Genomic DNA, 17496 nt, shown 5'->3' with positions numbered 1-17496 from the left:
CCCGGCGCAGAGCAACGGGCGGGCGGGTGGGGACGATCCGCCGCGGAGCGGCGGGGTTGTTGCTCCTACAGGGAGGGGGCGGCGCCGAGAGGGCAACTCCCGTCACCCGCAAGGGATTGACGCGGGGGTCCGGCGCTTCATATCGTTTGAAGTCAAACGACAAGGCACGCACGCAGTGCCCCCCTCCCGAAAGGCGGGACACGGGTGAGTGAAGCGAGCGCACCACTGCGCGGGCAGGGGACCCCGGAGGCCGTACGGGCCCTACGGGAGCAGGGGACCGACGTCGTACGCGTCATCTATCCCGATCTCATCGGCGCCGACCGCGGTCGCGACATCCTGGTGGGCCAGCTGCCGGGCGCCTGCGAGCACGGCCTGACCTTCTGCCGGGCCGTGTACCACACCAGCCCCCGCGGCGACGTCGTCCCCGTCGCGGGCGGCCTGGACGCGGGGCTGCCGGACATCTGCGTACACCCGGATCTGAGCACCCTGCAGCCGCTGCCCTGGGAGCCGGGCGTGTCCTGGTGCCTGGGCGACACCGTCGACCCCCGCACCGGCGAGCCCGCCCCCGAGTCGCCCCGCGACCTGCTGCGCCGGGTGCTCGCGAGCACCGCCGACCACGCCGGGAGCGGCGGCCTCACCCCGGTCGTCGGGCCCGAGTTGGAGTACTTCCTGTGCGAGGCGGACGCCGGGGCGCCATCGGGCTGGGTGCCCTACGGCGGCGCCACCGGGAACGTGTACAGCGCGGGGCGGCGCGGCGACCCGGACGGTCATCTGCTGCGCACCCTGCGGCAGTTGGACGCGCTCGGCATCGGCGTCATCGCGGGCAACCACGAGTTCGACGGCGGGCAGTTCGAGATCAACCTCACCCATTCCGAGGCCCTGGACGCCGCCGACCGCGCGTTCCGCTTCAAGGCCGCGGTGAAGGAGACGGCCCGGCACGAGGGGCGGCTCGCGACGTTCATGGCCAAGCCGTTCAACGACCTCGGCGGCTCCGGCTTCCATCTGCACATCTCGCTGGTCGACGCCGCGGGGCACAATGTCTTCGACGACCCCGGGGCCCGGGACGGCCTGTCCGCCACCGCCCGGCACGCCATCGCCGGCGTCCTCGCGCACGCCCCCGCGCTGACCGCCCTGCTCAATCCGACCATCAACTCCTACAAGCGCTTCGGGCCCGACACCCTCGCCCCCTGGCTGATCGACTGGGGCCTGGACAACCGCAGCGCGATGGTCCGCATTCCGCCCGAGCGCGGCGCGGGCACCCGGCTGGAGCTGCGCCTCGGCGACGCGTCCGCCAACCCGTATCTGGTGATCGCCGGGGCCGTCGCGGGAATCCTCCTCGGCATCCGCGACAAACCGGAGCTGCCCGCCCCGCTGGAGGGCTACGGCTACGACGTGACCTCCGCGCCCCTGCTGCCCGGCACCCTCACCACCGCCCTCGACGCCCTGGAGGCCGACGAGGCGCTCACCGGGCTCCTCGGCGCCGGTTTCACCGGGGCCTTCCTCACGTACAAGCGCAATGAACTCGAACGGTTCCAACAGAGCGTCACGGACTGGGAGTTCACGGAGTACGCCTTCCTCATCTGACCGCCCTCCCCGGACAACCGCACGCGCCCGAGTAAGGAGTACGTCCATGCGTACGGTCACGGACCTCCCGCCCCTCGCCCTTCGCGACGTCGACCTCTCCGACAACGACCGCTTCACCGACGGCACCCTGCCCTGGCGGATGTTCGACGTGCTGCGCCGCGAGGACCCCGTCCACTGGCAGCCCGAGCCCGCGCCCAACTCCGGTTTCTGGGCGGTCACCCGGCACGCCGACATCGTGCGCGTGGACCGCGACCCCGAGACCTTCACCTCGGAGCGGTTCACCAATCTGGAGGAGGTCGACGAGGACTACATCGCCCTGCGCCGCTCCCTGTTGGAGACCGACGGGATGCGGCACCGGGCCATGCGGCTCATCCTGCAGAAGCGGTTCACGCCGCGTGCCGTGGCGACGTTCGAGACCTTTCTGCGGGGACTCACGGCCCGCACGCTCGACGCCGCCCTACCCAAGGGCACCTTCGACTTCGTGCGGGAGGTCTCCGCCGACTTTCCCATCAACGTGCTCGCCCGCATGCTCGATGTGCCCGAGGACGACACGCAGCAGCTCATCGAGTGGGGCAACCGCATCATCGGCAACACCGACCCCGACTATGCCGACGTGCTGTTGGGGAGTGCGGAGAGCGAGCAGTACAGGAATCTTCCCTTCAGGTCGCCCGCCTCCCTCGAAGTCTTCGCGTACGGAAGGGAGTTGGCTGCCCGGCGGCGCGGCGGCAGCGGGGACGACCTGGTGAGCGCGCTGGTCAACAGCTCGCCCAGGGACGGCGTTCCGCTCTCCGACACCGACTTCGACAACTACTTCCTGCTGCTCGTCGTCGCCGGGAACGAGACCACCCGGCACGCCATCTCGCACTCCATGCTCGCGCTCATCGAACACCCCGAGGAGCGCGCCAAGCTCGTCGCCGATCCCTCGCTGATCCCCGGCGCCGTCGAGGAGTGCCTGCGGTGGGCCTCGCCCGTCTATCACTTCCGGCGCACGGCGACCCGTGACGTCGAGCTCGGCGGCAAGCTGATCCGCGAAGGCGACAAGGTCGTCCTCTGGTTCGCCTCCGGCAACCGTGACGAGGACGTCTTCCCGGATCCGTACCGCTTCGACGTCACCCGCACGGACAACGACCACGTCACCTTCGGCAAGGGCAGCCCGCACTTCTGCCTCGGCAACTCCCTTGCCCGGCTCGAGATGCGGATCATGTTCGAGGAGCTGCTGCCGAGGTTGGCGGACATCCGCGTCAGCGGTGAGGTGCGGCGTGTGCGGTCCAACTTCGTCAACGGGATCAAGGAGCTGCCGGTGACGGTGACGCTGAAGTAGGCGGGGGCGGGGGCTCAGCCGCCCGACGTGTCCAGTTCCGCCTCTTCGCTCACGCCCGCGCAGTCGTACGGGTCCTTCAGCCAGCCGTCCGGCAGGACCACGCGGTTGTTGCCCGACGTGCGGCCGCGCGGGCCGTCCGCGCCGAGGGGCCAGGACTGGTCGAGGTCCAACTCGCCGAGGCCGTCCTCCAGTTCGGCGAGGGACGACGTGATCGCGAGGCGCTTGCGCATCTCGGAGCCGACCGCGAAGCCCTTCAGGTACCAGGCGACGTGCTTGCGGAAGTCGATGACGCCGCGCGCCTCGTCGCCGATCCACTCGCCGAGGAGGGCGGCGTGGCGGAGCATGACCTTGGAGACCTCGCGCAGGTCGGGGGCCTTGGGCGCGCCCGTGCCCTCGAAGGCGGCGACCAGGTCGCCGAAGAGCCAGGGGCGGCCGAGGCAGCCGCGGCCGACGACGACGCCGTCGCAGCCGGTCTCGGCCATCATGCGGACGGCGTCGGCGGCCGACCAGATGTCGCCGTTGCCGAGCACGGGGATCTCGGGGACGTGTTCCTTGAGGCGGGCGATGGCGTCCCAGTCGGCCGTGCCGCCGTAGTGCTGGGCGGCGGTGCGGCCGTGCAGCGCGATGGCCGTCACGCCCTCCTCGACGGCGATGCGGCCCGCGTCGAGGAACGTGATGTGGTCGTCGTCGATGCCCTTGCGCATCTTCATCGTGACGGGCAGGTCGCCCGCGCCGGAGACCGCCTCGCGCAGGATCGCGCGCAGCAGGTGGCGCTTGTAGGGGAGCGCGGAGCCGCCGCCCTTGCGGGTGACCTTGGGGACGGGGCAGCCGAAGTTCAGGTCGATGTGGTCGGCGAGGTTCTCCTCGGCGATCATGCGGACGGCCTTGCCGACGGTCGCGGGGTCGACGCCGTACAGCTGGATCGAGCGGGGCTTCTCGGTCTCGTCGAAGTGGATCAGCTGCATGGTCTTCTCGTTGCGCTCGACCAGGGCGCGGGTGGTGATCATCTCGCTGACGAAGAGACCCTTGCCGCCGGAGAACTCACGGCACAGCGTCCGGAACGGCGCGTTCGTGATGCCCGCCATGGGGGCGAGCACGACGGGCGGCTGCACGGTGTGCGGGCCGATCGACAACGGCTGCGGCTGGGACGGCATCGGGCTCTCCGGGGCGTACGGGCAAGGGGGCAAGCCTCTATTGTCCCTCACTCCCCCGACTGCTCCGCCAGGCGTTCCAGGCGCTCCTCGGTCTCGTCGTCGGCGGGGACGTATGCGATGAGGCGGTGCGCCTGCGCCAGCGGGGCCATCCACAGCATGCGGTGCTCCAGGCGGAGCAGCCCGACCTGGGGGTGCTGATAGCGCTTGACGTGCGGCGCCATGGTCGCCACCTCGTGCCGCTCCCACAGCTCCCGGAACTCGGCGGACACCCCGAGGAGCCGGTCGCGCAGCTCCTTCCAGAGGGGCTCCGCGCCGTGCTCGGCCATCGCGCCCCGGAACTTGGCGACCAGGTCGCGCAGCATCTCGTCCCGGTCGACGAAGGTCTCGCGCCAGCTCTCGCTGGTGGCGAGGAGCCACAGGCAGTTGCGGTCGCGCGGCTCCATCGCGTCGAAGTCGCCGAAGACATGGGTCCAGGGGCGGTTGTAGGCGAGGACGTCGTAGCGGCCGTTCTGCACGGTGGCCGGGTAGGGGGCGACGCGGTGCATCAGGCGGCGGACCGGTGCGGAGAGCGCCGTGCACTCGGCCTCGGGGCGCGGGTCGACGGCGCCCGCGAGCGCGAAGAGGTGGGCGCGCTCGCTGGGGTCCATCAGGAGGGACCGCGCGATGGCGTCGATGACCTGCGCCGACACCTTGATGGGCCGGGCCTGCTCCAGCCACGTGTACCAGGTGACGCCCACGGAGGAGAGCTGGGCGACCTCCTCGCGGCGCAGGCCGGGGGTGCGGCGCCGGGTGCCGCGCGGCAGGCCCGCCTGCTCGGGCGTGACGCGTTCGCGGCGGCTGCGCAGGAAGGCGGCGAGCTCTTGGCGGCGGATGTCGGCAGCGGGCTCCGCCCGATGGGCTGTAACGGTCACCCTCCAAGGGTGGCCTGTACCGCAGCCTGTTTCCAGGTGCCCCTGGTACCAGGATAAAGACACTCTGGTACCCCTCTGAGGGCCGGAACATCGTCGTATCCGTGACTCTTCAGACCAGCACGGACACCGTCGGCGCGGGCACCACCGAAGCGCCCCCTCCCGGCTCCCTCACCCCTCTCGGCCTGTTCACCGTCCTCCTCGGCGCCTCCCTGTCCAGCATCGACTTCTTCATCGTCAACGTCGCCCTGCCGAGCATCGAGCGCGATCTGCACGCGTCCCCCGCCACGCTGGAGATGGTGGTCGCGGGCTATGCGGTCGCGTACGCCGTGCTCCTCGTGCTCGGCGGCCGGCTCGGCGACACATTCGGGCGCAGGAGGCTCTTCCTGTGGGGCGTGGCCGCCTTCGGGCTGACCTCGCTGGCCTGCGGGCTCGCGCCCGGCGCGTGGTGGCTGGTGGGGGCGCGGGTCGCGCAGGGCGCCGCGTCCGCGCTGATGCTGCCGCAGGTCCTCGCCACGATCCACGCGACGACGCGGGGCGAGCGGCGGGCGAAGGCCGTCGCCCTGTACGGCGCCATGAGCGGCATCGGGGGCCTGCTGGGCCAGGCGCTCGGCGGCGCGCTGGTCGCCGCGGACGTTCTCGGCACCGGCTGGCGCGCGGTGTTCCTGATCAATGTGCCGATCGCGGCGGCGGCCCTGCTCGTCGGCGGGCGCGCGGTGCCGGACAGCCGGGCCGAGCGGCCCGCGCGGGGCGACGTCCTCGGCACCGTCCTGTTCGCGGGTGCGCTGACCGCGCTGCTGCTGCCCCTGACGGAGGGCCGGGCGACGGGCTGGCCCCTGTGGTCCGTGCTGCTCCTGGTCGCGGCGCCGCTGCTCGGCTGGGCGTTCGGGGCGGTGGAGAGCCGTGCCGAGCGCACCGGCGGCAGTCCGCTGCTTCCGCCTTCGCTGCTGCGCGAGCCCGCCGTGCGCAAGAGCCTGGTGCTCGGCCTGCCGATCTTCCTCGGGTTCAGCGGCTTCATGTTCGGCTTCGCGATCCTGCTCCAACAGGGGCTGCACTACGGGGCGTTGAAGGCGGGCCTGACCGTGATCCCCATGGGGCTCACGCAGATCCCGGCGTCGATGCTGGTGCCGCGGCTCGTGCGCCGCTGGGGCAGCCGTGCGATGCCCCGCGCCGCCCTGGTGCATGCCACGGGCCTCGCGGTGCTCGGCCTGACGGTGCTGTGGACGCCGTGGTCCGCCCTCACCCCGCTCGCCCTCGCCCCCGGGCTGCTGCTGTGCGGGCTCGGGCAGGGCGTCCAGCTCGCGCTCTACTACCGGGTGGCGCTCGCCGCGGTGCCTGCCGCGCGGGCGGGCGCGGGCAGCGGTCTCGCGGCGACCGTGCAGCAGTCGTGCCTGGCCGCGGGTGTCGCGACGCTCGGCTCGCTGTTCCTTGCGCTCGTGCCGGGGTCGGGCATGCGGGACGCGTTCGTGATCGTGCTGGGGGTGCAGCTCGTGGGGCTGCTCGGCCTGGCGCTGCTGAGCCTGCGGCTGCCGCGCAGGCTGGCCTGAGCGGGCCGTCCGCGGGCCCCGGTCCCGGCCGGGCCGGGGGCCGCGACGAGGACTACCTTCGGATACATGCCCGATGAACTCACCCACCGCGGACGCCTGCTGGTCCTGGCGATCTGCTGCATGAGCCTGCTGATCGTCAGCCTCGACAACACCATCCTGAACGTCGCGCTCCCCACCATGCAGAAGGAGTTCGACGCGAGCGTCTCGGGCATGCAGTGGACGATCGACGCGTACACGCTCGTCCTCGCCTCGCTCCTCATGCTGGCGGGCTCGACGGCCGACCGGATCGGCCGCCGCAAGGTCTTCCAGGCGGGCCTCGTCACCTTCACCGTCGGCTCGGTGCTCTGCTCGCTCGCGCCCGACCTCGCATCGCTGGTGGCCTTCCGCATGATCCAGGCGGTCGGCGGCTCGATGCTCAACCCGGTCGCGATGTCGATCATCACCAACACCTTCACCGAGCCGCGCGAACGGGCCCGCGCCATCGGGGTCTGGGGCGGTGTCGTCGGCATCTCCATGGCGGCGGGCCCGCTGGTGGGCGGGCTGCTCGTGGACTCGGTCGGCTGGCGCTCGATCTTCTGGGTCAATCTGCCGGTGGGCCTCGCCGCGCTGTTCCTCACCATGCGGTACGTCCCCGAGTCCCGCGCACCCCGGCCGCGCCGCCCCGACCCGGTCGGGCAGCTGCTTGTGATCGTGCTGCTCGGCGCCCTGACGTACGCGATCATCGAGGCCCCCAGCGCGGGGTGGACGTCGCCGCTGATCCTCTCCTTCGCGGGCGCGGCGCTGCTCGGCCTGATCGGTCTGCTCCGGTACGAGCCGCGCCGCGCGGAGCCCCTCATCGACCTGCGCTTCTTCCGCTCGGCGCCGTTCAGCGGCGCCACGGCGATCGCGATCTGCGCGTTCGCCTCGCTCGGCGGCTTCCTCTTCCTCTCGACGCTCTACCTCCAGGACGTGCGCGGCCTCGACGCGCTGCACGCGGGCCTGTGGATGCTGCCGATGGCGGCCATGACGCTGGTCTGCGCGCCGCTGTCGGGCCGCCTGGTCGGCAGCCGGGGCCCGCGCCTCTCGCTGGTGGTCGCCGGCCTCGCGATGACGGTCTCCGGGGTCCTCTTCGCGGCCTTCGAGGCGGAGAACTCGGCTGCGACCCGGTTCCTCGCGTACGTCCTGTTCGGGCTCGGCTTCGGCTTCGTGAACGCCCCGATCACGAACACGGCGGTGGCGGGGATGCCGCGGGCCCAGGCGGGCGTCGCGGCCGCGGTCGCCTCGACGAGCCGCCAGATCGGCCAGACCCTCGGCGTCGCGGTGATCGGCGCGGTCCTCGCGTCGGGCGTCGCCTCGTCCTCGTACGCGCGGGGCTTCACGGCGGCGAGCCGCCCCGCCTGGTGGATCATCGCGGGCTGCGGGCTCGCGGTCCTGGTGCTCGGGGCGGTGACCAGCGGGCGGTGGGCGCGCGGGACGGCCGAGCGGACGGCGGAGCTCTTCGCGGGCGAGGCGCCCGCGGCGAGCGGCAGGGAGCGGCACACATTGAATGACGGGTGACAGATGACAGATGACAGATATTGAAATCTGTCATCTGTCATGTCATGGTGGACGCATGCGTACTCTCACCCTCGGAACCACCGGCCCCCGCACCTCCCCCCTCGGCCTCGGCTGCATGGGGATGTCCACCCTCTACGGCGAGGCCGACCGCACCGAATCCATCGCGACCATCCACGCCGCCCTCGAAGCGGGCGTCACGCTCCTGGACACCGGCGACTTCTACGCCATGGGGCACAACGAACTGCTGATCGGCGAGGCCCTGCGCACCGCCCCGGCCGCCCGCCGCGAACAGGCGCTCACCAGCGTCAAGTTCGGCGCCCTGCGCGACCCGGACGGCGGCTGGTCCGGCTACGACGGCCGCCCGGCCGCGGTGCAGAACTTCGCCGCGTACTCGCTGCAGCGCCTCGGCGTCGACCACATCGACGTCTACCGCATCGCCCGCATCGACCCCGACGTGCCCGTCGAGGAGACGGTGGGCGCCATCGCGGAGCTGGTCGAGAAGGGGCACGTCCGGCACATCGGCCTCTCCGAGGTCGGCGCCGACACGATCCGCCGGGCCGCCGCCACCGCCCCCATCTCCGACCTGCAGATCGAGTACTCCCTCATCTCGCGCGGCATCGAGGCGGAGATCCTGCCGACGGTCGCCGAACTGGGCATCGGCGTCACGGCGTACGGCGTGCTGTCGCGCGGACTGATCTCCGGCCACTTCACCCGCGACCGCAAGCTCGCCGCGAACGACTTCCGCTCGATGAGCCCCCGCTTCCAGGGCGAGAACCTCGACCGCAACCTCGACCTGGTCGACGCGCTGCGCAAGATCGCCGAGCAGCGGGGCGTCAGCGTCGCGCAGATCGCGATCGCCTGGGTGCTCGCCCAGGGTCCCCGGCACGACGCGGCCGTCGTGCCGCTGGTCGGCGCCCGCCGCCGCGACCGGCTCGACGAGGCGCTCGGCGCGCTCGACGTGACGCTCGACGACGCGGACCTCGCCGCGATCGAGGAGGCCGTGCCCGCGGACGCGGCGGCCGGGGCGCGCTACCCGGAGGCGCAGATGGCACACCTCGACAGCGAGCACTGAGCTGCCCCCGGGTACGGTCTATGGCATGGCAACCGCGGCTCCACTGACCCCCGAGCGCATCCTCGAAGCGACCGAGGAGGTGCTGCGCAGGCACGGCGCGGCCAAGGCCACGGTCGTCGACGTGGCGCGCGCCCTGGGGGTGAGCCACGGCACGGTCTACCGCCACTTCCGTACGAAGGCGGAGCTGCGCGGCGCGGTGACGCGGCGCTGGCTGGACCGGACCTCCGATTCCCTCTCCGTGATCGTCACCGGCGCCGGGTCCCCGGAGGCGAAGCTGCGCCACTGGCTGGCCGCCCTCTTCGAGGCCAAGCAGCACAAGGCCGGTGACGATCCCGAACTCTTCGCCACGTACACGGTGTTGACCGACGAGAACAGCGACGTGGTCGACGACCACATCGCCGATCTCACGGGACAGCTCACCGCGATCGTCCAACAGGGCGTGGACGCGGGCGACTTCACCGCGCCGGACCCCGCCGTGTCGGCCCGCGCCGTCTTCGACGCCACGAGCCGCTTCCACGATCCGTCCTACGCCCCGCACTGGTCCCGCCCCGGCATCGAGTCCGCGTTCACCGCGGTGCTCGACCTGACGGTGCGCGGACTGCGGGCCTAGGCGGACCGGGGGCGGACGGGCCCTAGCCCAGCCACTCCCGCAGGAGCTTCTCCCGCTGGGACGCCCGGGGTGCCGAGCCCTCGCCCGCGCGGCCCCACTCCGACATCGCCGCCAGCGTCGTGGACATCGTCGCGGCGCCTTCCGTGAGGCGGGTCAGGAGGGCGCGGGAGAGGTCGACCTCGGTCTGGGGGTAGCCGACGGCCGCGGCGACGTAGGCCGCGAGCTCGCGGTCGCCGCCGGACGTCGTCACACGCACCGTCATCAGCGCGGGGGCCTCGTCCACCAGGCCGGGGCTCACGGGCATGGCCAGTTCCTTCACCGTGTGCAGGGCCCGGTCCTTGACCGCGCCGACCTTGCGCAGCAGGGACTTCACGGGGACGTCCGCCACCGTCAGGGCGCGCACGTCCTCCCACAGGTGCAGGTCGGCCTGTCCGTCGCCGAGGCCCATCACGCCCTCGGGGGTCAGCCGCACGCCGGGAGCGAGCCCGGACGGCTTCGCGCCCACGTACACGTCGCCCTCGGCGATCCAGAACAGGCCCACCATGGCCATGAGTTGCTCACTTCTCCCGACGACGGCACCGCCGTCGTGTCACCCGTCGACGATTGAGGCGGGGCAGGGAAGCGACCGCTTCCCTGCCCCATACACCCAGTACGTTACTTGCTCCTGCGCATCAGCAGATGACCGCGCCGGAAACGCTCCCCCTCGCCCGGTTCGCGCAGCATCCGGCCCACCTCCGCGAAACCGGCCCCGGCCGCGAGGCCCGCGAGCTCGTCGATCGGCCAGCGGTACGCCGTGGTCACCTTGTGGTCGAACGGGGTGACCGGGGCGCCCTCCGACTCGAAGAAGCCGAGCAGCAGATGACCGCCGGGGGCCAGGACCCGGTGGAACTCCTCGAAGTACGGCGGCAGTTCCCGCGGCGGCGTGTGGATCACCGAGTACCAGGACACGACGCCGGACAGGCCGCCGTCCGGCAGGTCGAGGGCGTCCATGGAGCCGACCTCGAAGCGGATGTCCGGGTGGGCCTCGCGGGCCAGCCCGATCATCACCGGCGACAGGTCCACGCCGAAGGCGTCCAGGCCGAGGTCCCGCAGGAGGGCCGTCACCGGGCCGGGGCCGCAGCCCAACTCGGCGACGGTTCCCGCGCCGTCGGCCCGTACCTGGTCGGCGAACGCGGAGATCCACGCGCGGTCCGGCGAAGGGGCTTCCAGGTCGTCGCGGGCCAGTCCGGCGTACACCGTGGCTATGGAGTCGTAGGCGTTCGCCGTCTCATTGAGGTACGTGGAGGATTCAGTCACAGGCGGACCCTAAGGGCTGCCTCTGACAACCACGCCCCTCGGGGCCTACAGCCCCTCCTCCGTCGGCCGGTGCTCCACGTACTCGATGAGCGTGCCGTCGGGGTGGCGGGCCGTGAAGCCCGAGCCCGTGGGGACCTTGACCAGGGGGTAGACGATCTCCGCGCCCTCCGCGACGAGGCGGTCCAGGTAGGGCTGCGCCGAGTCGACCAGGAGCGTGCCGTGCGTCGTGCGGAACGGGGCCAGGGCCTCCTCCGTGCCCTCGACGAGGAGGAAGCTGCCGACCGCCGCGAGGGCGAGGTTCTTCTCCGGGTACGCGAACCACAGGTCCCGTTCCCTGCCGAGCACCCGCTCGTAGAAGGCGGCCACCGAGTCGAGCGTGCCGGGTCCGGTGAAGACCCGGGTGTAGGTGCGGGGTTCGGGCAGGTCCGATGAGTCGTTGCGAAGGCGCCACATCGTGGGGGCGGGTACGGGGCTTGTCTGTTCGGTCATGGCTTCAGCCTCCGCGCTCCTGATCGCCGTAGCCAGGCAGGCATCTGTGGGGGTGAGCGCAGGTCATAGGCTGGGCTCATGGAGACCACGGCCCTGCGACACGAACTGGGCGGCTTCCTGCGCGCGCACCGCGAGCTCCTCTCCCCCGCCGACGTCGGGCTGCCGAGCACCGCCCGCCGCCGCACGAAGGGCCTGCGACGCGAGGAGGTCGCCGCGCTCTCGGGCGTCTCCGTGGCCTGGTACACCTGGCTGGAGCAGGGCCGCGTGGACACCTCGCGGCAGGTGCTGGACGCGGTCGCCCGCGCGCTGCGTCTCGACGCCGACGCCCACCGGCACGCGCTGGCCCTCGCCGGGTTCGCCCCCGCCGCCGACGAGCCGAGCGCCCCGTACGACCCGAACCTCCGCGCGATGCTGGACAGTTGGCCCGACAGTCCGGCGCTCCTGCTGGGCCCCGCCCTGGACATCCTCGCCTGGAACCGCGCGTACGCCGCTGTGTGGCCCGATCCCGCGGACATCCCTGCGGACCGGCGCAATCTGCTGCTCCTGCTGGTCGGTGACGCCCGGCACCAGCGCGTGCTGCCCGACTGGGAGCCCGTCGCGATGGACCTGCACCGGCACTTCCGCACCCGCGCGGACCGCCGCCCCGGGGCCGAGGACCTCCGGCGGCTCACCGGACGGCTCGACTCCGCACGGCCGGACCTGACGGCGTGGTGGGCGTGCCGCTCGGTCGGCGACTTCGCCCCGCGGACGGTCGGGATCGCGCCCGGGGGCGACGGCACGCCCCGTGCGTACGGCATGACCCTGCTGCTCACCCCGCAGCCGCAGGACACCGCGGTCCTCGTACTGACCCCTGCGCGGCACTGACCCCTACGAAGCCGGGGCCGACGGATCCACCGTCGCCTGATGCGCCTCCGCCAGGTGTTCCTCGGCCTTGAGCCACGGCAGGAACTGCGCCTTCCTGCGCCACCCGCAGGTCCCGCAGCTCAACTGCCGCTGCATGCCCGCCTTCTGGACCTGGACGACGTGTTCGCGCCCGTGCTGGTCCCATCTGCTGACCTTGCTCGTGGTCATTGGAAGCATGGGCCTCAGTGTGCACGGAAGCCCCCGGTTCCATAACCCGGAACCGGGGGCTTCGCGCGGGGCACGTACGGGCGTCAGCAGCCCACGAGGCGCGTCGCCAGGTAGCCCTCGATCTGGTCGAGGGAGACCCGCTCCTGCTTCATCGAGTCACGCTCGCGCACCGTCACGGCGTTGTCGTCGAGGGTGTCGAAGTCGACCGTGACGCAGTACGGCGTGCCGATCTCGTCCTGGCGGCGGTAGCGGCGGCCGATGGCGCCCGCGTCGTCGAACTCGATGTTCCAGTTCTGCCGCAGGGCGGTCGCCAGGCCCTTGGCCTTCGGGGACAGCTCGGGGTTGCGGGAGAGCGGAAGCACCGCGACCTTCACCGGGGCGATGCGGTGGTCGAAGCGCATGACCGTGCGCTTCTCCAGCTTGCCCTTGGCGTTGGGGGCCTCGTCCTCGATGTAGGAGTCGAGGAGGAACGCCAGCATCGTGCGGCCGACACCGGCCGCGGGCTCGATGACGTAGGGGGTCCAGCGCTCGCCGGCCTCCTGGTCGAAGTACGACAGGTCCTGGCCGGACGCCTTGGAGTGCGCGGACAGGTCGTAGTCCGTGCGGTTGGCGACGCCTTCCAGCTCGCCCCACTCGCTGCCGCCGAACTGGAAGCGGTACTCGATGTCAGCGGTGCGCTTGGAGTAGTGGGAGAGCTTCTCCTTCGGGTGCTCGTACCACCGCATGTTCTCCTCGCGCAGGCCCAGGCCGGTGTACCAGTTCCAGCGCTGCTCCATCCAGTACTCCTGCCACTTCTCGTCCTCGCCCGGCTTGACGAAGAACTCCATCTCCATCTGCTCGAACTCGCGGGTGCGGAAGATGAAGTTGCCGGGCGTGATCTCGTTGCGGAAGGACTTGCCCATCTGCGCGATGCCGAACGGCGGCTTGCGGCGCGAAGTCTGCTGGACCTGGGCGAAGTTGGTGAAGATGCCCTGCGCGGTCTCGGGGCGCAGGTAGGCGACGGAGCCGCTGTCCTGCGTGGGGCCGAGGTGCGTGGCGAGCATGCCGGAGAACTGCTTGGGCTCGGTGAACTGGCCCTTGGTGCCGCAGTTGGGGCAGTTGATGTCCGCGAGACCGTTGGCCGGCGGGCGGTTGTGCTTGGCCTCGTACGCCTCTTCCAGGTGGTCGGCGCGGTGGCGCTTGTGGCAGGAGAGGCACTCGGTGAGCGGGTCGGAGAAGGTCGCGACATGGCCGGAGGCCTGCCAGACCTCGCTCGCCAGGATCACCGACGAGTCGATGCCGACGACGTCCTCGCGCGAGGTGACCATGTAGCGCCACCACTGGCGCTTGAGGTTCTCCTTCAGCTCGACGCCGAGCGGCCCGTAGTCCCAGGCGGCGCGCTGACCGCCGTAGATCTCACTGCAGGGAAAAACGAAGCCACGGCGCTTGCTCAGGCTGACGATGGTGTCGATCTTGTCGGCGGCCACGGTGCTCTCTTCATTACGACGGCGGACGAAGCGATGACTGCCGGGGCAGCGGCTTCGGGAGCGAATGCTTCAGGTTACCGGCGGCCTTACCCCCCTAATCAAATCGGTTCCTGCGCGGCAGGGGCCCGGACCGCTTGTTGACAATCGTTTCCACATTTGTTGAAAATGAGTGTCATGAACGTACGACGCCTGATACCCACCGCCGCGCTTGCCTCCGCCACCGTCCTCGGCCTCACCGCGCTGACCGCCTGCTCCTCGTCGGCCGCGAGCGACAACGACGGCAAGCTCGACGTGGTGGCGTCGTTCTACCCCATGCAGTACCTCGCGGAGCAGATAGGCGGCGACCACGTCTCCGTCACGAACCTCACCGAGCCCGGCCAGGAGCCGCACGACCTGGACGTCTCCGCCAAGCAGCGCGGACAGCTCGAAGAGTCCGACGTGGCCCTCTACCTCAAGGGCCTGCAGCCCGCCGTCGACGACGCGATCGACCAGTCCGGCATCAAGACCAAGGTCGACGCCGCGTCCCTGACCGGCCTGGAGAAGCACGGCGACGAGGTCGGCGGGCACGCCGACGAGCACGGCGAAGAGGGTCACGACGACCACGGCCACGACCACTCGCACGAGGGCGCCGACCCGCACATCTGGCTCGACCCGGTGAAGTACGCCGAGGTCGCCGAGGGCGTCGGCAAGGCCCTGGAGAAGGCCGACCCGGACAACGCGGCGACGTACAAGAAGAACACCGCGAAGCTCGTGAAGAAGCTCGACGGCCTGAACAAGACCTTCAAGGACGGCCTGAAGAACACCAAGAGCAAGGTCTTCATCACCACCCACGCCGCCTTCGGCTACCTCGCCGAGCGCTACGGCCTCACCGAGGAGGCCATCAGCGGCCTGGACCCCGAGGCCGAGCCCAGCAACAAGCGCGTCAAGGAACTCCAGAAGATGGCGAAGGCCGACGGGGTCACCACGGTCTTCTACGAGACGCTCGTCAGCGACAAGACGGCGCAGACCCTCGCCAAGGACACCGGCCTGAAGACCGATGTGCTCGACCCGATCGAGGGCATCACCGACGACTCCAAGGGCACCGACTACATCCAGGTCATGGAGTCCAACCTCAAGGCCCTGCAGAAGGCCCTGGGCGCCAAGTGACCCCCACTCCCGCGGCTATGGAGGCACGAGCCATGAGCAAGCAGGCCGACACCGGCGAGGCCGTCATATCCCTGCGCAAGGTGACGGCCGAGCTCGGCTCGCGCCCCGTCCTGCGCGGCATCGACCTCAAGGTCGGGCGCGGTGAGGTCGTGGCGCTGCTCGGTGCCAACGGCTCGGGCAAGTCGACGGCCGTGCGCACGATCATCGGCCAGGTCCCCGCCACCGGCGGCGACGTGGAGATCTTCGGTACGCCGCGCCGCCGCTTCCGCGACTGGTCCCGCGTCGGGTACGTCCCGCAGCGCACCACCGCGGCGGGCGGCGTGCCCGCCACGATCACCGAGGTCGTCGCCTCCGGTCGGCTCTCCCGCGCCCGCTTCGGCGTGCTGCGCAAGGCCGACCGGGAGGCCGTCGCCCGCGCCATCGGGCTCGTGGGCCTCGCCGACCGCGCCAAGGACTCCGTGAACGCCCTCTCCGGCGGCCAGCACCAGCGCGTACTCATCGCCCGTGCGCTGGCCTCCGAGCCGGAGCTGCTGATCATGGACGAGCCGATGGCCGGCGTCGACCTGGCCAGCCAGGAGATCCTCGCCGCGACCCTGCGCGAGCAGGTCGCCAGGGGCACATCGGTCCTCCTCGTCCTGCACGAACTGGGGCCGCTGGAACCGCTCATCGACCGTGCCGTGGTCCTGCGCGACGGCTGCGTCCTGCACGACGGGCCGCCCCCGGAGGCCGTCGGCCAGCACGCGCTGCCCGGCCACGACCACGTCCACCCGCACACCGCCGACGCGGAGCCGGTCCGTACCGGCCTGCTCACCTGAGGACGCAAGAACGATGGAACTCCTCAACTACGCCTTCATGCAGCGGGCGCTGCTCGCCGCCGTCCTGGTCGGCATCACCGCGCCCGCCGTCGGCATCTACCTCGTGCAGCGCCGCCAGGCCCTGATGGGCGACGGCATCGGCCACGTCGCGATGACCGGTGTCGGCCTCGGCTTCCTGCTCTCGACGTCTCCCGTGTGGATGGCGACGGCGGTCGCGATCGTCGGCGCCGTGGTCATGGAACTGATCCGCTGGTACGGCAAGACGCGCGGCGACATCGCCCTCGCGATGCTGTTCTACGGCGGCATGGCGGGCGGCGTCATGTTCATCAACCTCGCCCCCGGCGGCTCGAACGCGAACCTCCAGTCGTACCTCTTCGGCTCGCTCTCCACGGTCTCCGAGCAGGACGTCACGGCGATCTGTCTGCTCGCCGCCTTTGTGGTCCTGGTCACCCTGGGGCTGCGCCGCCAGCTCTTCGCGGTCAGCCAGGACGAGGAGTTCGCACGGGTGACGGGCCTGCCGGTGCGTGCCCTCAATCTGCTGACGGCGGTGACCGCCGCGGTCACCGTCACCGTCGCCATGCGGGTCGTGGGCCTGCTCCTGGTCTCCGCCCTGATGGTGGTGCCGGTCGCGGCCGCCCAGCAGCTCACCCGGAGCTTCGCCGCGACCTTCGCGGTCTCGGTGGCGATCGGCGTCGCGGTGACGCTCGGCGGCACCGTCACCTCGTACTACCAGGACGTGCCGCCCGGCGCGACGATCGTGCTGCTCACCATCGGGGTCTTCATCGCCCTGACGGTGCTCGCCACCCCGCTGGCCAGGCGCAGAGCGCGGGCGGCCGCCGCCGCGCAGGCCGCGGGCGACCCGGCGGAGTGCACCGTTCCGGCCCAGGCGGGCGCCAAGCTCTGACCTGAGCTCAGGGCAACCTGGCACAATGGCTCGGCAGGCTTGAGCGGCGGCAGGCTCAGGCGGCAGGACCAGAGCGCAGACGCGAGGAGGCAACCGTGGGAGCCCCGGTTCGAGGCAGGTCGACCCGCCAGCGCGCGGCAGTGGCGGCGGCGCTCGACGACGTGGACGAGTTCCGCAGTGCGCAGGAGCTGCACGACATGCTCAAGCACAAGGGCGACTCCGTCGGCCTCACCACGGTCTACCGCACCCTCCAGTCCCTCGCCGACGCGGGCGAGGTCGACGCGTTGCGCACCAGCGAGGGAGAGACGGTCTACCGCAGATGCTCGACCGGCGAGCACCACCACCATCTGGTCTGCCGCGTCTGCGGCAAGGCCGTCGAGGTGGAGGGCCCGGCGGTCGAGAAGTGGGCCGAGGCGATCGCCGCGGAGCACGGCTATGTGAACGTGGCGCACACGGTGGAGATCTTCGGCACCTGCGCGGACTGCGCGAGCAAGTAGCCCCCGGCGTACGGGAGGGGCCCGCACCCGGCAGAAGACCGTGCGGGCCCCGCCCCCAAGCCCCGCCCCAAACAACCGGC

General features: G+C 71.5%; 18 protein-coding genes. 11 read left to right on the top strand and 7 right to left on the bottom strand.

Annotation, left to right across the window (positions count from 1 at the left end):
• The first annotated feature begins 204 nt into the window (after positions 1-204).
• The gene (locus tag ACFWZ2_RS42130) at positions 205-1584 is read left to right on the top strand and encodes a glutamine synthetase family protein (protein ID WP_384555099.1); all 1380 of its coding nucleotides are present in this window, start codon (positions 205-207) and stop codon (positions 1582-1584) included.
• A 46-nt stretch (positions 1585-1630) separates the two neighbouring features.
• Positions 1631-2905, top strand: coding sequence for a cytochrome P450 (locus ACFWZ2_RS42125; RefSeq protein ID WP_384555098.1), 1275 nt, complete (start codon positions 1631-1633; stop codon positions 2903-2905).
• 14 nt (positions 2906-2919) lie between these two features.
• On the opposite strand, the gene dusB is transcribed toward ACFWZ2_RS42125, so the two are convergent.
• Together dusB and ACFWZ2_RS42115 are read right to left on the bottom strand one after the other, a co-directional pair.
• Positions 2920-4059, bottom strand: a complete 1140-nt coding sequence (gene dusB / locus ACFWZ2_RS42120) for a tRNA dihydrouridine synthase DusB (protein ID WP_384555097.1) — start codon at positions 4057-4059, stop codon at positions 2920-2922.
• Positions 4060-4106: 47 nt separating this feature from the next.
• Positions 4107-4970, bottom strand: coding sequence for a helix-turn-helix transcriptional regulator (locus ACFWZ2_RS42115; RefSeq protein WP_384555096.1), 864 nt, complete (start codon positions 4968-4970; stop codon positions 4107-4109).
• A gap of 101 nt (positions 4971-5071) precedes the next feature.
• On the opposite strand from ACFWZ2_RS42115, the gene ACFWZ2_RS42110 reads away from it, so the two are divergent.
• The 4 genes from ACFWZ2_RS42110 (at position 5072) to ACFWZ2_RS42095 (ending at position 9732) form a co-directional block, all read left to right on the top strand.
• Entirely contained in the window at positions 5072-6514 is a 1443-nt protein-coding gene (locus ACFWZ2_RS42110; protein WP_384555095.1) for an MFS transporter, read from the top strand.
• A 66-nt stretch (positions 6515-6580) separates the two neighbouring features.
• The gene (locus ACFWZ2_RS42105) at positions 6581-8050 is read left to right on the top strand and encodes an MFS transporter (RefSeq protein ID WP_384555094.1); all 1470 of its coding nucleotides are present in this window, start codon (positions 6581-6583) and stop codon (positions 8048-8050) included.
• 55 nt (positions 8051-8105) lie between these two features.
• Positions 8106-9122, top strand: a complete 1017-nt coding sequence (locus tag ACFWZ2_RS42100; RefSeq protein ID WP_384555093.1) for an aldo/keto reductase — start codon at positions 8106-8108, stop codon at positions 9120-9122.
• A gap of 25 nt (positions 9123-9147) precedes the next feature.
• A complete protein-coding gene (locus tag ACFWZ2_RS42095) occupies positions 9148-9732 on the top strand; it encodes a TetR family transcriptional regulator (RefSeq protein WP_384555092.1) in 585 nt (194 codons plus the stop codon).
• Positions 9733-9754: 22 nt separating this feature from the next.
• Here the strand turns inward: ACFWZ2_RS42095 and ACFWZ2_RS42090 are convergent, their stop codons facing one another.
• From ACFWZ2_RS42090 to ACFWZ2_RS42080, 3 genes are all read right to left on the bottom strand, one after another.
• Positions 9755-10282, bottom strand: coding sequence for a hypothetical protein (locus ACFWZ2_RS42090; RefSeq protein ID WP_384555091.1), 528 nt, complete (start codon positions 10280-10282; stop codon positions 9755-9757).
• A 104-nt stretch (positions 10283-10386) separates the two neighbouring features.
• Positions 10387-11028 (bottom strand): class I SAM-dependent DNA methyltransferase, encoded by a 642-nt coding sequence (locus ACFWZ2_RS42085; protein ID WP_384555090.1) that lies wholly within the window; start codon positions 11026-11028, stop codon positions 10387-10389.
• Between the two features lie 45 nt (positions 11029-11073).
• Complete coding sequence (locus ACFWZ2_RS42080; protein WP_384555089.1) at positions 11074-11517, bottom strand: VOC family protein; 444 nt, start codon at positions 11515-11517, stop codon at positions 11074-11076.
• Between the two features lie 78 nt (positions 11518-11595).
• Between ACFWZ2_RS42080 and ACFWZ2_RS42075 the strand changes: the two genes are divergently transcribed.
• Positions 11596-12381 carry a helix-turn-helix domain-containing protein gene (locus tag ACFWZ2_RS42075; protein WP_384555088.1) on the top strand — a complete coding sequence of 262 codons (786 nt, stop codon included), beginning with the start codon at positions 11596-11598 and terminating at the stop codon, positions 12379-12381.
• 3 nt (positions 12382-12384) lie between these two features.
• Here the strand turns inward: ACFWZ2_RS42075 and ACFWZ2_RS42070 are convergent, their stop codons facing one another.
• Both ACFWZ2_RS42070 and ACFWZ2_RS42065 read right to left on the bottom strand, forming a co-directional pair.
• Positions 12385-12597, bottom strand: a complete 213-nt coding sequence (locus ACFWZ2_RS42070; protein ID WP_384555087.1) for a hypothetical protein — start codon at positions 12595-12597, stop codon at positions 12385-12387.
• Positions 12598-12671: 74 nt separating this feature from the next.
• On the bottom strand, positions 12672-14054 hold the full coding sequence (locus ACFWZ2_RS42065; RefSeq protein WP_384555086.1) for a glycine--tRNA ligase: 1383 nt from the start codon (positions 14052-14054) through the stop codon (positions 12672-12674).
• Positions 14055-14228: 174 nt separating this feature from the next.
• Here ACFWZ2_RS42065 and ACFWZ2_RS42060 point away from each other — a divergent pair, with 174 nt between their 5' ends.
• The 4 genes from ACFWZ2_RS42060 (at position 14229) to ACFWZ2_RS42045 (ending at position 17416) form a co-directional block, all read left to right on the top strand.
• On the top strand, positions 14229-15200 hold the full coding sequence (locus ACFWZ2_RS42060) for a metal ABC transporter substrate-binding protein (protein ID WP_384555085.1): 972 nt from the start codon (positions 14229-14231) through the stop codon (positions 15198-15200).
• Between the two features lie 32 nt (positions 15201-15232).
• Positions 15233-16015 carry a metal ABC transporter ATP-binding protein gene (locus ACFWZ2_RS42055; RefSeq protein WP_384555084.1) on the top strand — a complete coding sequence of 261 codons (783 nt, stop codon included), beginning with the start codon at positions 15233-15235 and terminating at the stop codon, positions 16013-16015.
• A 13-nt stretch (positions 16016-16028) separates the two neighbouring features.
• Positions 16029-16919, top strand: a complete 891-nt coding sequence (locus ACFWZ2_RS42050) for a metal ABC transporter permease (RefSeq protein WP_384555083.1) — start codon at positions 16029-16031, stop codon at positions 16917-16919.
• A 95-nt stretch (positions 16920-17014) separates the two neighbouring features.
• Positions 17015-17416 carry a Fur family transcriptional regulator gene (locus ACFWZ2_RS42045; RefSeq protein ID WP_384555082.1) on the top strand — a complete coding sequence of 134 codons (402 nt, stop codon included), beginning with the start codon at positions 17015-17017 and terminating at the stop codon, positions 17414-17416.
• Positions 17417-17496 lie beyond the last annotated feature (80 nt).

Source organism: Streptomyces sp. NPDC059002 (assembly GCF_042740435.1).
Taxonomy (GTDB): domain Bacteria; phylum Actinomycetota; class Actinomycetes; order Streptomycetales; family Streptomycetaceae; genus Streptomyces.
Note: the sequence above shows the minus strand (reverse complement) of the source record. Positions and strands in the feature narration are given on the sequence as shown.